At 50.1% G+C, this 14,069-nt stretch carries 13 protein-coding genes; 9 read left to right on the plus strand and 4 right to left on the minus strand.

Features of this window, described 5'->3' with window-relative positions; genetic code table 11:
* Positions 1 to 101 precede the first annotated feature (101 nt).
* The 4 genes from A6301_RS13895 to A6301_RS13910 all read right to left on the minus strand — a co-directional run bounded on the left by A6301_RS13895 (position 102) and on the right by A6301_RS13910 (position 5,617).
* Entirely contained in the window at positions 102 to 2,429 is a 2,328-nt protein-coding gene (locus tag A6301_RS13895) for an AAA family ATPase (protein ID WP_234258031.1), read from the minus strand.
* Positions 2,404 to 3,069 carry an ABC-three component system middle component 1 gene (locus A6301_RS13900; RefSeq protein WP_025920360.1) on the minus strand — a complete coding sequence of 222 codons (666 nt, stop codon included), beginning with the start codon at positions 3,067 to 3,069 and terminating at the stop codon, positions 2,404 to 2,406. The genes A6301_RS13895 and A6301_RS13900 overlap by 26 nt, the downstream gene beginning before the upstream one ends.
* Positions 3,066 to 4,292, minus strand: coding sequence for an ABC-three component system protein (locus A6301_RS13905; protein ID WP_234258032.1), 1,227 nt, complete (start codon positions 4,290 to 4,292; stop codon positions 3,066 to 3,068). Before A6301_RS13905 ends, A6301_RS13900 begins: the two co-directional genes overlap by 4 nt.
* A gap of 158 nt (positions 4,293 to 4,450) precedes the next feature.
* A complete protein-coding gene (locus tag A6301_RS13910; protein WP_234258033.1) occupies positions 4,451 to 5,617 on the minus strand; it encodes a hypothetical protein in 1,167 nt (388 codons plus the stop codon).
* A gap of 525 nt (positions 5,618 to 6,142) precedes the next feature.
* Between A6301_RS13910 and A6301_RS13915 the strand changes: the two genes are divergently transcribed.
* From A6301_RS13915 to A6301_RS13955, 9 genes are all read left to right on the plus strand, one after another.
* Positions 6,143 to 7,093 (plus strand): LysR family transcriptional regulator, encoded by a 951-nt coding sequence (locus A6301_RS13915; RefSeq protein WP_228377255.1) that lies wholly within the window; start codon positions 6,143 to 6,145, stop codon positions 7,091 to 7,093.
* A 436-nt stretch (positions 7,094 to 7,529) separates the two neighbouring features.
* Entirely contained in the window at positions 7,530 to 7,742 is a 213-nt protein-coding gene (locus A6301_RS13920; RefSeq protein ID WP_234258034.1) for an AlpA family transcriptional regulator, read from the plus strand.
* A gap of 33 nt (positions 7,743 to 7,775) precedes the next feature.
* Positions 7,776 to 8,639 carry a ParA family protein gene (locus tag A6301_RS13925; protein WP_234258035.1) on the plus strand — a complete coding sequence of 288 codons (864 nt, stop codon included), beginning with the start codon at positions 7,776 to 7,778 and terminating at the stop codon, positions 8,637 to 8,639.
* On the plus strand, positions 8,623 to 8,883 hold the full coding sequence (locus A6301_RS13930) for a type II toxin-antitoxin system HicA family toxin (RefSeq protein WP_044202821.1): 261 nt from the start codon (positions 8,623 to 8,625) through the stop codon (positions 8,881 to 8,883). The genes A6301_RS13925 and A6301_RS13930 overlap by 17 nt, the downstream gene beginning before the upstream one ends.
* Positions 8,876 to 10,600: a ParB family protein gene (locus A6301_RS13935; RefSeq protein WP_234258036.1), complete on the plus strand. Its 1,725-nt coding sequence runs from the start codon at positions 8,876 to 8,878 to the stop codon at positions 10,598 to 10,600. The genes A6301_RS13930 and A6301_RS13935 overlap by 8 nt, the downstream gene beginning before the upstream one ends.
* Before the next feature lie 11 nt (positions 10,601 to 10,611).
* Entirely contained in the window at positions 10,612 to 11,172 is a 561-nt protein-coding gene (locus A6301_RS13940) for a DUF2857 domain-containing protein (protein ID WP_103182579.1), read from the plus strand.
* Positions 11,172 to 12,386 carry an STY4528 family pathogenicity island replication protein gene (locus A6301_RS13945; protein WP_234258037.1) on the plus strand — a complete coding sequence of 405 codons (1,215 nt, stop codon included), beginning with the start codon at positions 11,172 to 11,174 and terminating at the stop codon, positions 12,384 to 12,386. The genes A6301_RS13940 and A6301_RS13945 overlap by 1 nt, the downstream gene beginning before the upstream one ends.
* Positions 12,387 to 12,660: 274 nt before the next feature.
* A complete protein-coding gene (locus A6301_RS13950; RefSeq protein ID WP_234258038.1) occupies positions 12,661 to 13,479 on the plus strand; it encodes a PFL_4669 family integrating conjugative element protein in 819 nt (272 codons plus the stop codon).
* A complete protein-coding gene (locus A6301_RS13955) occupies positions 13,476 to 14,036 on the plus strand; it encodes a DUF3158 family protein (RefSeq protein ID WP_025920350.1) in 561 nt (186 codons plus the stop codon). The genes A6301_RS13950 and A6301_RS13955 overlap by 4 nt, the downstream gene beginning before the upstream one ends.
* Positions 14,037 to 14,069: the final 33 nt, after the last annotated feature.

Genomic DNA, 14,069 nt, shown 5'->3' on the forward strand with positions numbered 1-14,069 from the left:
GCCTGTTTTACACTATCTATCTGGTAACGATGACGATCCGACTTTAACCAAAAAATATCAGCAAAAATTTTGGCGATTCCCAAAACTTATCCCCATGGCAGCTAAACACCCTCTTTGGTCAAGAGCTGCATGTTAAGAGAACGGGTACTGAGCCCTGCTTTGGTGAAGCGATAACGCATATACGCCGAAATATCATCCTCATGCGAGGAAACGATGAGTTGGCGATTATTCAACTCGCAGCGCAACAAGTCAGTAAGAGAAGCTACGTTCACTTCATCAAGCGACTGGGAGGGGTCATCAATCAAGATCAGCGGCACACGTGAATAAACCTTATTGAGCGAAAGGAAGAAGGCCAAGCTAAGAGCAGACACTTGGCCCGAACTCATCGACAGAACAGCATCATGCTCGGACTTCTCAGCCGTTAAAAATCTCAGTTGCTTCCCGTCTTTGCTTTCAATGAACAGTCCTAGGCCTCGTTGGTAGTTTTGAATGAGCCGCCCACTGTAAATATGGAAAATCAGTTCAATCTCAGAGATAGTTTGGTCTGCGTAATTACGCTCGGTCTTCTCTAGCGTGGTTTTTAGCTTCGAGACCTTTTCTTTGGCTCTTCTTGCAGCATCATTCTCACGCTGCATGCGTTGTTGCTCTTCAAGACACTGCTTCAACCTGCTGCTTTTCGCCTCGTTAGCCTTGAGCGCGACATACTGCCCCTTGTCCTTTAGGTCTTTTAGTTCAATGATGTAGAAATCTTGGATCTCTTTGAATGCTGCCGTAATGATCTTCCTCCAATCATCCGGCAAAGGCTCCTTTTCGAGCGTTTTCTGGCCTCTCATAGAAGCGGTAAGTTCTTGAGTCCGAGCATCTACCACTTCTCTATTTTCAGAGAAGGAGTAATTGATCTGTGTGCCCATAGCTTGAAGCCGAGCGCCCAGTTGTGCGATTGCAGGCAACCTGGACTTATCATGAATCAATGCGTTGTGAAGCGCGCTGTTGTATCCAACGGATAGTTGTGCTTCCCGTCTATGGACATTAGCTTCAATTATTGCTAATTCTGCAGCCATTTCTCCCGTTAGAATAAGCAGGGCTTGGCCATCAGCACTGAGTGCCTCGTTGATCTGCTGTGTTCTAGCGTCAACCTTGTGCAGCATAGCATCATGGGCTTTCCAGTCGACACCACACATAGGGCAATGCTGATCGTCGGGGTAAAGCTTATCGTGTTCTGCAAGCAACTCAGCTTTCAGGCGCGCTAACTCGGCAGCAGAACTGGCACTCGAACTACTCCTCTGCTGAAGCGTGTCACGTACTTTTATCTGCTCAAGGAACCAGTCCAAGCGATCCCGCCCCCATCCTGGAAGGCTCTTGGCTTCATTTTCGTTGATGGCTATGGCACCACGTTTAATGATGCCGTTAGCCTTGGCCAGTTCGTTCAACTCTCTCTTTATAGTGTCGAAAGCGTCCAGCTTGCCCAAATCGATGCCAAACCGTCCCAAACTCGCCAGAGACTCCTTGTTGCGCTCTATATCATCCTCAATCTTCTCGTTTTTTTCCCTAATCTGAATTGCTTCTTTCAACGGGACTAAATTCTGGAGACGATCGATACTATCGGAAAATTGTGCGTAGACCTCTGCCGAGTAGGTAGGAAAAGGGTTCTCCTTGTCCCAACCAGGCTGCAGCAACGCAGTGGTGAGTAGTTTATATTCAACAGAGCCTAGATCCGCTTGAACCATTCCTTTTAACGAATCAGCCTCGGTGTTCAACTTTTCGAGTTCAACAGCTCTTTTTTCGTCGCCAATAAATTTGGTCAGCCGCAAAGCGATAACCTTGCAATTATCAATTTCTGCCTTGACGTCATTGGTATTGAAGAGATTACCTAAGGCCTCCTTTCGCTTGTCGAGTCGAGTATGCAAAAGTTGGTTCTGCCCTTGCTCAAGGTAATTTAGGTAGGAGAAATTCTCTATAAAGTTTTTTCCAAACAACTTCTCGACAAAACTATCATCACGAATATTTTCAGGAACATAATTATTGGACTTAAAGTCCGGCATCTCATAGAGAATAAAATGAGAAAATCTATCAGCTCTATTATTGGATTTATCACCAAAATCTTTAGCAGCGGCATGTCTCGCCAGAGTTAAAGCTTTACCATCACCGATAAACTCAATTTTTATTGATAAATCCTTATTGCCAGCCCTGACATTCCAAAACAAATTATCATCATAATTACTCTTACTGCCAGTCATAAGGGTGGAGAACAGGTTTTTAATTCTCTTAATTCCACCTGTCAGCAAAAGCTCTATGGCATCAAAAGCGCTAGTTTTACCAAAGCCGTTAGGCCCATCCAGAGTCAAAAGCGATGAACCACCGAGATCCATATAGATATGCTTAAAAGCCTTAAAGCTTGAGATTTCAATTTTTGAAATTTTCCAGTTCATCGCTAATCATTTCCTTGATTAAATCATCAACGTTATTGGCGTCAAATTTTTTCACAATCTCATAGACATTAGTAAGATCAGCTTCGGCCACAGCCTCTGCAGCTTGGAGGCGAAGCGACACCAACTCTCCTTTCTTAAAAGGCAACTCAAGGAAGGGAAGTTTTATAAAAATCTTAGCAGCGGCACTGTATTTCGTAGCTGCCAGCGGATCGTTTTTGTATTTTCCGAACTGATTCTTATCTGAAATCAATTCATTAAGGGCCTCATAATTAAGCCCCTTAATGGCATCAACTTCTGCATCACTATAATAAAGCACATATTTTTTATAGAAATGCGGATCCTCTTCGATTGAAAAAATTTGTTCCTCATGACTTTTAAACTCAGCCAGCTTATCTAAGTGATGAATACAAATGAGGTCGCAATTTTTTTTAAATGATGGGTCGTTCACAAAAACCTCAGGCGCAGATTGATTAATGGCAAAATTCAACTCGCCAGGTTTTACTAATTTTTCTAATTTATGTAAGACTGCGAATCGGATTGCAGACCCGCTCTCTCTGACATAGAAGCCCGTAGCATTGGTTTCGAGCACCTTGGAGAAACCATGAGCGATAAGGGCCTCATCTATAAGTTTAATGATCATTTCAGTCGAGCCTCTGCCTCTTCCTTAGTCACGATACTGATACATAGCGTTTTAACAATATTGCTGTCAATTTTCTCCTGAGTTTCTTGCTCACTCAAATCAGCACTATTAGTAAACTTAGTGTCTATTATGAATGATTTATTAGCTCTCGACGCGATAAGATTGTTGTACTCGAAGAGAAGCTTCAAAAGATCATCATTGCTTTTCATTTCTCTGATTATGTCTGCAGTGCAATCTTCGTGATCTTCGACATATGGAAGGTCAAGTGCTGTAGGAATATAAAATTTTTTAAGGTCATCTAAGTAATGAGGAAGCTTATTGAGTATCGGCTCAATACTGATAGCCTCAATCAGGCTAGAGTATCGTCTGATGTCGCCTCTTTGGATACGTGAAAATCGCTCCGAAGGCTTCATCAACTGACACAACGACCTAAGTTCTTCAGCATTTGTGGTTCTAATATGATCAAAAAGGTTTCTTGCTCTTGTATATACAGAGTCACTCATGCCAGGGAGAAACTGATCGAGCCGCTCTTCAAGATACGAGTAAAGTCGTGCTTTAAGCTCCACTGAAAAATATTCGGTATCGTCGTGAGGATTTTTGCTTAGAATATCGTTTACAATACTTTTCGCCGAAATACGATTTTCGTATGCCGCCTCATTCGCTTTTTTGCGATCCTCTTGAATAATTCTGTGAATCGCTACCGCCTGCGAACTAATATTTTCAGATAACATGCAATAGTTGTAGTGCAGTAGATCTTCACTCAAAACTATGGCATTGCTCGCACAGAGATTTTTTATAAGCTCTTTAGTAAGGGCTTCGATCTCGCCAAGACCACAGTACATCTTAGTCCCGTATGGATAAAATTTTACGACCTCCCCCTCAGAGTTAATATAGTCTGTACTGTCGTCTAGCTCGACTGAAACATGGAAATAGCGGCTGATTCCCGCAACACGATCAAATTCAATTTTTGCAGATTTTTCTAGCGCCTCAGTATAGCTTTTACGGTACTTACCAATCTTAGCTTTAACTTGGTGTGCGCTGATGACTTTTCCTTCCTTGTATATAGCAAAATCATCCGTACTATCTAGCTGAAGTTCAAAGTCAATTTCACCTTCATCAATCAATTTCAGAGAATGGTACAGCGCAATCTTTCCTTGATACACATACCCGCTCCAAGTCGAGATAGCACTAGCTGGATAATCTACCGATTCTTCTTCGTTCACACCCACCCCTTACTTAATTAGTTAGGAAAAACTCTTCAGCAACGGAATACTTTACTTGAAGCCAGTGCTATGCACAGATACGCTTATACAACTCTCGGAACAAACAATTATAAATCGCAGTCATTATCCTCGTAATTATGATTTTGGTTAGCCCATGATTAAGATTCGGATCCAGGAGTCTCTAATGAATTCAAGAGGTCACCAGTTAGGATTTCATATATACAAAAGTCTTTCGGATCCCGCGATATGTCCGACTTGATCCTTCCCAGAATTCGGGCAATATTCTTCGCCTGAACTTCGCCCACCCCCATATTCTCAATTAAAATTTGTTCGAGTGGCACAGCTTGATCAGCATCAAACGCTAGTTGTACTGCTATTTCGAATCTCCTCATATCGGGCTGCAATAGGATCTCCTCACAGACGGACTCCAACGGCCAATCGCTCAGTGATCTTACTAAATGGCTATAAATATCCGTCAACTCACCCAGCAAGCCTATCGATTGAGAATAGCGGTCGCAATACCAAGGCCTGCCAGCCCTCAGGAAATAGGTTATTCCGTTACACGTGATCTGAAGCGAGTCTTTTTGATGCACCCCTGAGTTGTGAACGGTGTTCCTGCATGCGCCTAAAAACTTGATGATATCCTTGTCGTGGTTAATGTCTCGCATGTATTTCTGCTTGTCGACCATCTTGTAGAGCGCATTGATTTTGTCCGGGAAGGAACGGTATGGGCCTCGCACATCTAGGATTCCGTTCAGGTACTTCAACTTCTCCTCGTCTGACCTCGCCCCACCATACCGCTTGAGCAACTTGACGACCTTGTCCCTGCGACTATTTTTATACTCAGCCTCCAATTTCTCGGCGTAGCCGTCGTACAGTTTCGTTATCCAGTGTTCGAAACAGGAAAATACAGAAACGGTGAAATCTAGCATCAAACTTCCTACCATCCCATTGATACGATCACAGCACAATGCCCTAATATCGGACAACGAGGCTTCAAAATCTTCATGCTCCAGCGAAGCAGGCTTGCCATCGACCTGAACGTCAAGTGTCAGATGCTGTTCCTTGAGAAGCTCAATCAACAGTTCGGGACAAAGATGCCTCGCAGCGGTATTAGATAACTCTTCATTCATCATAAATATAATCGGTAGATCGCACACATGCCTGAGGCTTGCATAATAGTTACGCACCTCAATGAACGGCAGACGATTCTTGTTTATCTGGTAATTCCCGCGCAGCGTGTGCTTTTCCAAAAGAGTGGCCTTATTCTTCAAGGCCATGAAAGCAGCGATTATATTTTTATGATTGCTATCGAAAGTACTCATCCGAAACCCACATCCTGAATTGTTCATTGTTTATACACCACGCTGTTCAGCGTGGACCACGAATAGACAAACTATTGTTACATCATCACCTACAACCTGTCATTGACTGACGTCGGCCGCTGCCTCGAACTCGACCACCTTGACAACGCATTCACCGGCTTTCTTAACTCATCGAGAGGAACAACAACCTAGGGCGATCGATGCTGTAACCCACACAGGCAAGCGCCAGACCTCATCAGCTCTACCCCACTACATCCAGAGACAGAAACACGCAACGTGTGAACAAAACCCCATAAGAAGCAGCCTTAGCATTAGCGATGCTCCACAGCCGGGTTGATCTGCTCGTTTTCCACACCTGCCCCCTAAGAAAAACTCGGCTCAGCAAGCTATTGAAATGCCCTACACCCTCACAACCAGTTGAGGCTGCATTTCAGCGTGGGGTGCCCCGCAAAAGACAGCCCAAACACACGAATAAGTCCTATTCGCGTGGCGGAGCCTTCCTCCATAAAAAGGAATCAATACCCAATGGAAAGAAAGGAGTATGAAAATATGAGGATACGCTACCTGCGGTATTTCCTGATCGTTGCAGAAGAGCAAAGTTTCACCCGAGCTGCTGCCAGAGTTCATATCGAACCATCACCTTTATCCCGAGCCATCAAGGAACTGGAGAACCATCTGGGGGTTCAACTGCTTCATCGGTCCAAAGGACGTATCAGGCTGACCTGGCCAGGCGAAGTGTTTCGTGAAGAGGCTCAACGCATTATTGCCTTTATAGAGAACGCTCAAACACGGGTTAACTCAGCCTCGCAGGGCTACCGTGGTCGGCTGCGTATTGGGCTTGCAGACAGCCTGGCTCCACCAAGACTGACAACACTGCTCGCTCGTTGTCGTGAGGAGGAACCTAGCACCGAGATTAGGATCACGGAAATGACCGTCAGCGAGATGTTACTGGCAATCAGTCACGATCAAATCGATGTTGGTTTTACTGTCGATAATTCAATCATACCGGGGTATCTCAAAGAGGTTGTATGGACTGAGCGCCCAGCCATTGCGATCCCAACTCATCACCCATTACTTTCACAAGAAAAAATCTCTGACGCCGAGATACTTCGCTATCCGCTAGTGCTTTGCCACCCCGAACAGTGCACTGGTGGATATAACCTGACTCGACATTTGTTCAGCAATCCGTCACTCCCTACTCCAAACATTGCCGAATATGTTTCAGGGCATGAACCCATGATCATGTTAGTTGCAGCAGGCTATGGAATCGGTATCGGGCTGGCATCCCAAATTGCTCTCTATAACCATCCAAATGTCATTATCAGAGAAGCAGCAGACAATATTCCCAGCACAGCTACGTTTGTCGTAACAGCAGAAAGAGAACGTTCAGCAGAGCTGGTTCGATTTATCAACCGGGCTATCGCAATCGGAGAAATGCCAACTTTGCCGCACGCCCCACCGACCCGAACACTGTGACACCGCAATGAAACAAAAGGACTGTTTTTGTCACTTTCATGACAAAAAACAGTCCTTCTATTGCATAAAAATCCTTGCCACACAGCTTTAGTGAACGAACCCGTATAGCTCCCAGGGCTTGAAGCGCGTGTCAACATCCAACAAAAATCAATCTCAGACATTTTTCGTCTACAGACAAACAACAATCAAAATATTTTGGCTGCTCATTTTTATGCATTGAAAGGTTTGATCAGATGCATGCTTTATTGGTCGGAAGTGATAACCAATATTGTCACTTTTGGGGCAAGCAGGTATTGGCTTAAATCAAAGGTCGTGCTTGTTGCGACAAGAAAGCGGTGACCCGCTCGTCCCTATTGTTTGATGTGGCTTATCGATGGTGTCTATTTAATGACAGTCACCCTCAATAAGCGCTACCAAGCATTAAGGAGTGACTGTCATGTTCCAACAGAACACTGTTCCCGTTCCAGAGCGTCGCATCCTGCGTCGGGCTGAAGTTGAAGCCAAAACCGGCTTTAAAAGAGCCCATATTTATAACTTGATGAAAGAGGGAAAGTTTCCCAAGGCGCTGCGTCTTGGCGTGCGCGCCGTGGGATGGGACTCTGCCGAAATTGATCAGTGGATCACTGCTCGCCTCAAAGAACGAGCCTGACTGCTCCCAGTCACCAATTACCAGGAGCAGACCATGCAAGTGATTTCTGTTATTTCAACAAAAGGTGGCGTGGGTAAAACAACCATTGCTGCCAACCTAGGAAGTTTCGTTGCCGATGCCGGATTCCGCGTACTCCTACTCGATCTGGACATGCAACCCACGCTGTCCTCTTACTATGAGTTGAGCAACCGTGCCGCTGGCGGCATCTATGAACTACTGGCGTTCAATGAACAGGATCAGGGGAAAATTGTCTCCCGTACCGCCATTGAGCGTCTGGATGTTGTGCTATCCAACGATGAACATCGCCAGTTGCACACACTGCTACTTCACGCTCCAGACGGCAGGCTGAGGCTGCGCAACTTATTGCCTGCGTTCCAGCCACACTACGACCTCGTTGTCATTGACACGCAGGGCGCACGCACAGTCTTGCTGGAGATGGCATTACTGGCATCACAACAGGCCATTTCACCCGTCACGCCAGAAATACTCACTGCCCGTGAGCTACATCGGGGAACCCTGCAACTGGTCGAGGACATCGCACCTTACCGTAATCTGGGCATTACGCCCCCACCTCTACACCTGCTGATCAATCGCGTACCAGCCGTGTCGTCCAATGCCCGCATGATCCAGAAAACCCTGCGTCTGGTTTTTCAGGAGCAAGCGGGCATCCACATTCTGGACACCGAGATACCCGCAATTGAAGCGTTTCCCCGTGCGGCGACTCGCGGTCTGCCAGCGCATCGCGTTGAGCGTATCAGGCCTTACGGTCGCCAGACCCGCTCTGCGCGAGAAATCATGTGCGGCCTGGCAACCGAATTACTGCCCCAGTGGCGTGAGCAGTTCGCACTGGTCACAGGAAAAACCAGCGGAGGGCATGCCCATGTCAAATGCCCGTGAACTGGCTAAAGGCCACAAGCAGTTACTACCGCTGATTGAATACGCGCTGCAAGAAGGCTGGGAGGTTGTGCGTACCTCTGGTGGGCATCTGAAGTTCACCAAACCGGGCATGCCTCCTATTTTCACCAGTTCTACGGCCAGCGATTACCGTGCCGGACGCAATGCACGCGCCTTGCTCCGACGTACGCAGAACCAGTTTGCCACTGATCAATCCTCTCCTGACAAGGGAGGCCGCCATGCCTGATATTTCCGTACAAGACCTGACCAACAAGCTACTGAGCGAAGGCTTCGCGAGCAAAGCACCGATTACCGGAGTGTTAAGCGCACCTATTGCGGAAACCGCGATGGTTATCACACTCGACGAATTGTCACCCTATGAACTCGATCCACGACTGACCCGCAACCCGCTCTACGACGAGATCAAAGCCTCAATCCGCGAGCGCGGACTCGACTCCCCGCCTTCCATCACTCAGCGACCAGGGGCAAAGGGCTATATCATTCGCAACGGGGGCAATACCAGACTGTCGATTCTGCGCGAACTCTGGGCTGAGACCAGGGACGAACGCTTTTTCCGCATTCCATGCTTGTTCCGCCCATGGCCGGAACGCGGTGAAATCATCGCATTGACAGGGCATCTGGCTGAGAACGAGCTGCACGGTGGACTGTCATTTATTGAACGTGCCCTGGGCGTCAATAAAGCACGGGAGCTTTATGAAGAAGAGACCGGGAAATCACTGTCACAGTCAGAGCTGGCCCGCCGCCTCAAGGCCGATGGCTACCCAGTACCCCAGCCCCATATCAGTCGCATGCAAGAGGCCATTCAATACTTGCTTCCGGCCATCCCTACCGTGCTTTATGCCGGGCTGGGAAGGCATCAGGTCGAGCAGTTGACCAGCCTGCGACGTGCTGCTGAACGCGCCTGGTCTGCTCGCAGCACCAACACGCATCGCCACATCGACTTCACCACCTTGTTCCAGGATGTATTGGTGATGTTCGACAGTACACCGGGCAATTTCAGTGTCCAGCGCGTACAGGATGAGTTGATTGGACAAATGGCCGATCTGCTGGAGATGGAATACGACACGCTGGCATTCGAGATCACCGACACCGATCGGCGTTGGCAGTTACTCAGCAATGAAGCACCAGCGGCTGAACCTGGGGCACCGACGCTGCAAGAGAAGACGCCATTACCCGTAACGCCGCCCGGAGTTACATCGGAATCCACGTCGCCCAGGAACATCGAACCATCAACGACCAACAAGGCGTCTGCACAACCGGGATCGCCCCCGTCTGAACCTGTTGGCCGCACCTCGCAAGACAAATCTGCAGCAGGAAACGATGAGCATGCCGCGCTACTGCAACAGCATGTTGTTTCTCCTGCTGGCACAACCGAGCGGCTGCAGTCGATTCAACGGCTGGTCGCCGGCCATACTGGCGAGACCCTGCCGGACTTCGAACGCAATGTCTTGCAATCCATCCCTATCCAGGCCGATAGCCTGTATCCGATCACCGATATCTGGCACATTGAGGCATCGCTGGATGAACCTTCACGACTACGCACCCATATTGCGCAATTTGCCGCAGAAATCGCCCATGAAGTCGGTGCGCAAGATGCTATTGAGCCCTACGAAAATGGCATCGGATTCAGTTGCAAATGCGCCGATGACCGTGTCAACACAGATACGTCAGCCTCCATGGTGCTGGTGCTGCTGCACGCCCTGAGCGCCCCCTATCTGCACGCCACACATCCGCTTTCAGATACCGCGTCTTCGATCCGGTTTGGGCTACTCGGGCATTTATTGCAGGGGATACTGGACGCAAGCAATGACGCAAACGATGCACCACAGCGGCTCAATGACAGCGCACTGGTGAAGCTGTTCCGATTGCTACGGCTGACCCGCAGGCTGATCGACATTGAGAACGGCACACAGGATGACGGCGACGTCATTCCCGGATCATGAGGAGCACAACCATGACCGGTCCACACCCTCTCAATCAGGCTGTCATCGCACAAGCACTGCATGATCTGCGCAATGGTCAATTGCGCAGAGCCAAGTCCATGGGATTTGATGACACTGACCTCGATGCACTGAAACATCCTGCCATGGCAAGTGTGCTGGCCAACGCCAACGTGTCCTGGTGCTCCGTCGTGGTCAACCGCGATGTGCTGCGTCGGCTACTGCATCAGGTCGATGGTGTAACCGAAGAAGTCGCCAGAATTGACCGGCTTCTGCGCCTGGGGGCCAGTACCGAACTTATCAGCAAGTTCTTCGGGCTCACCCATCAGGAAATCGCGTTGCGCCGCAGTGTGATCGGATTGCCAAAAAGGAAAGGCCGCCATCCGGTTCTGACCGAAGAGCAGGATACCAATCTGTGGCACAGCTGGTCTGCTGCCGTTAAATCACAGAAAGTGGCACTCAATGATGATATGGATATGCTGGGTATCGCAGCAGATCTCGCCGAAGCTACAGATCTGCCTTTGTCCGTTATCTGGAGTGCCATACGCGGATGGATTGATGAAGGACAGACCTGATGGCAGGAGGCCAGCCACGCACGAACGGCCCCATCCGGCTGAATGAGCTGTTCGACCAGGCTTTCTCCCATCTGCAACCGCAATCTGCGAAGCCGGTTCAATCCGCCTCATCGCCTGCGGCAACGGATGGTTTCCTCTTCAGCGGCAATCACCACGACAGTGTGCCACGGGCCCTACTGATGGACGGACGGCTGACCCCGCTTGAACGCAACGGCTGGCAAGTTTTCCGGCTGATGCTTGCAGAAGATGGTATTACCGCGATGCCCACGTACGATCAACTCGCCCCCTGGCTTGCCTCCATGCCGTGTGCGGCCAAAGCGTCTCACGAAACGGTCGCACGCACCCTGACGATGCTGCGCCTGACCCGATGGATCAGCCTGGTCAGGCGCAGACGTGATCCACGCACAGGCCGCATTCTGGGCAACCTCTATGTCCTGCACGATGAACCGCTCACTCCCTATGAGGCCATCCAGCTTGACGCCGACTACCTGGCATTGGTCAGCCAGTCTCTGATCCATGCCAGCAAGTCTGTCCAACGTGTCGGTGTGTATACGCTACAGGAGATGTCCCAGGATTCGATGCTCAGCGGCCAGGTACTGCCAACCCGATTGCAGGTGCTGACACAGCGTCTGGCCGCACAGGGCTGGCGCATGGATTCACGTTACCCACAGGATATGAACGATCACGATTCCGAAGAAGGGATAACGCCCTCTCTTCGGAATAATGGCGACCTGACTTCGGATTCCAAATCAGGCCTGAGCGCCAACAAAATCAACCCACTTCGGAATCCGAAGAACATCAGTACAGTACATATAAAAGAAAATAATAAAAAAGTACTTACAGTACCGCGTGCGCAAGAACTTGGGATGCTGCATTTCCCGGAGCGCTTTATGGCACTCAAGGCTGAGCAGCAATCCGGTACGCTGGCCGCATTGCAGTCGGTTGAGCCCAGTTTGCACCAATCAGTCCTTGACGAATGGGATGCTCGCTGCACAACAACCACCATTCGCAACCCCGCAGGCTATTTGTTTGGCATCATCCAGAAAGCCCTGCGCGGTGATTTCCGAGCCTGGGCTGGGCAGAAGGACAACACACAAACAACGCCCGCCACCAAACCACGTGAAGCCCCCATCCCACCGCAGCCGCCTGCGGCGAACAGAGATGTCGCACTGGCCCATCTGGCACGACTGCGCAAATTGCTGGATGCCACCTGAAGACATATCCATCACCATCCATGGTCGTCTATACCCTGGGTATAGCTGCACACACAGCCTTCCAGACGATACGCATACGACTCACACAAAAATAGCGACATATCGTCCACTGGCGTCCACCGTCGCCTATACCCCGGGTATAGCGGCCCCCCCTTCCCTCGCAAAGCGTCCGGTGCCTCGCAAAACAGGCTGACCAGCAGTGCGGTTTCATGACTGACGGCCTTCCTGTTACAGCCGAAGCTGGCGACTCGTTTCACTACCGAGAGTCATCACCATGTCCAACGAAAACAATGCCACCGAGTCCTTGCAATTGAACCTGGGGTCATTGCGCAGTGCGATGTCACTGACCCTGCATACCCACCACGCGTCGCGTATCTGGCACGGACGTGCAGCCGCAGAAGGCAAACCCGGCATCGTCGGCCTGAACGGATTTGTCTCCATCATGAACAAGCTCAAGCGCGGTGCCGAGCAGGACGATCCCTACTCCGACTGGTGGATGCTGCGCATTGAAGACAAGCTGTCGCTCACCAAAGAACAGCTCCAGAACTTGCGCCAACAAGTGGATCAAGCACTGGCTGACGTACCACCCGCGCTGAGTATTGGTGAAAACATGAATGTGCAACCCGTCAAGCTGCCGCTATTCGTCTCCTCGCAACTGGGCTTTATGGCGGTCTATTTACTGGCCGACTACGACGATCTTGCCCGCCGCCTGATCCTGGCCCACCACACCGCACTGATTGACCGCTCAACCCTTGAACGCTGCCTCAACGACGGAGCCCATGCCCTGCGCAGTCTCTTCAGTCTGGCGCAGCAATACCGCTACTCCGGCACCCGGCGCGACGACTTTGCTGCCAACAATGCCGCAGCCCGTGCCGCAGTGGAAAAATACGGAGAACTGCCGCAGGACGTGCTCGAAGGCACGCGTCGTTCACGCTTCGCACCACCCTTGATCCGGCGTGGACAAACGAACATGGCGCATTCAGGCACCACACATCAAACCCCCTCACACGCAGACGAACCTGCTGATGTCCCTGCCAACACCAGTGGAAACCCAACCGAAGAGGCACAGGATAGCGAGGATGACCACGCATGAGCGCATCGACACGTTTCACCCTGCTGGAACAGACCGCCTTCCAGCAGTTGGGACATGCAGGCTACCTAAAAGGCCTTTTAAAACCTTTTAAAGGTAAAGGGGCACTCGAAGTCTGGGCCAGCCAATGCGAGGCACTGCGCGACAACCTGATCGTGCTGGCGCAACGACAGGTTCTGGCACAGGCACGCAGCCATCCCTTCAACCTGCTACCCACGCAACTGGCCCAGCAAACCACTGGCGCAGGCACCACCTTTCTGCGCTGGCGCAACCTTGATCGCAGCAGTATGGGCGTAGCCCTGTGGCAGAAGATGATGGCCAATCCGGCTACGCCACCCGGACTCATCGGCGATTTACACGCAATAGAAGTCCAGCGTGCCGTGCTGAACATGCAGATTAGCCTGTTGCACACACTCGCACGCCAGGCCAGGGACTGCGCCAGCAAAGTGGCCCATGCCGACGATATTTATCTGCGCCGGACAGGCCATCAGGCAGATCTAAACCAGTCCCATACAGGGGGAGACCACATGAAACATCAGGCATCAGCACAACACCGTTGACGGTTTCAACCGGCATTGTCTTTCCAATGCGGG

Origin of the sequence: Pectobacterium sp. IFB5596 (assembly GCF_021432585.1) — a bacterium.
Taxonomy (GTDB): Bacteria; Pseudomonadota; Gammaproteobacteria; order Enterobacterales; family Enterobacteriaceae; genus Pectobacterium; species Pectobacterium punjabense.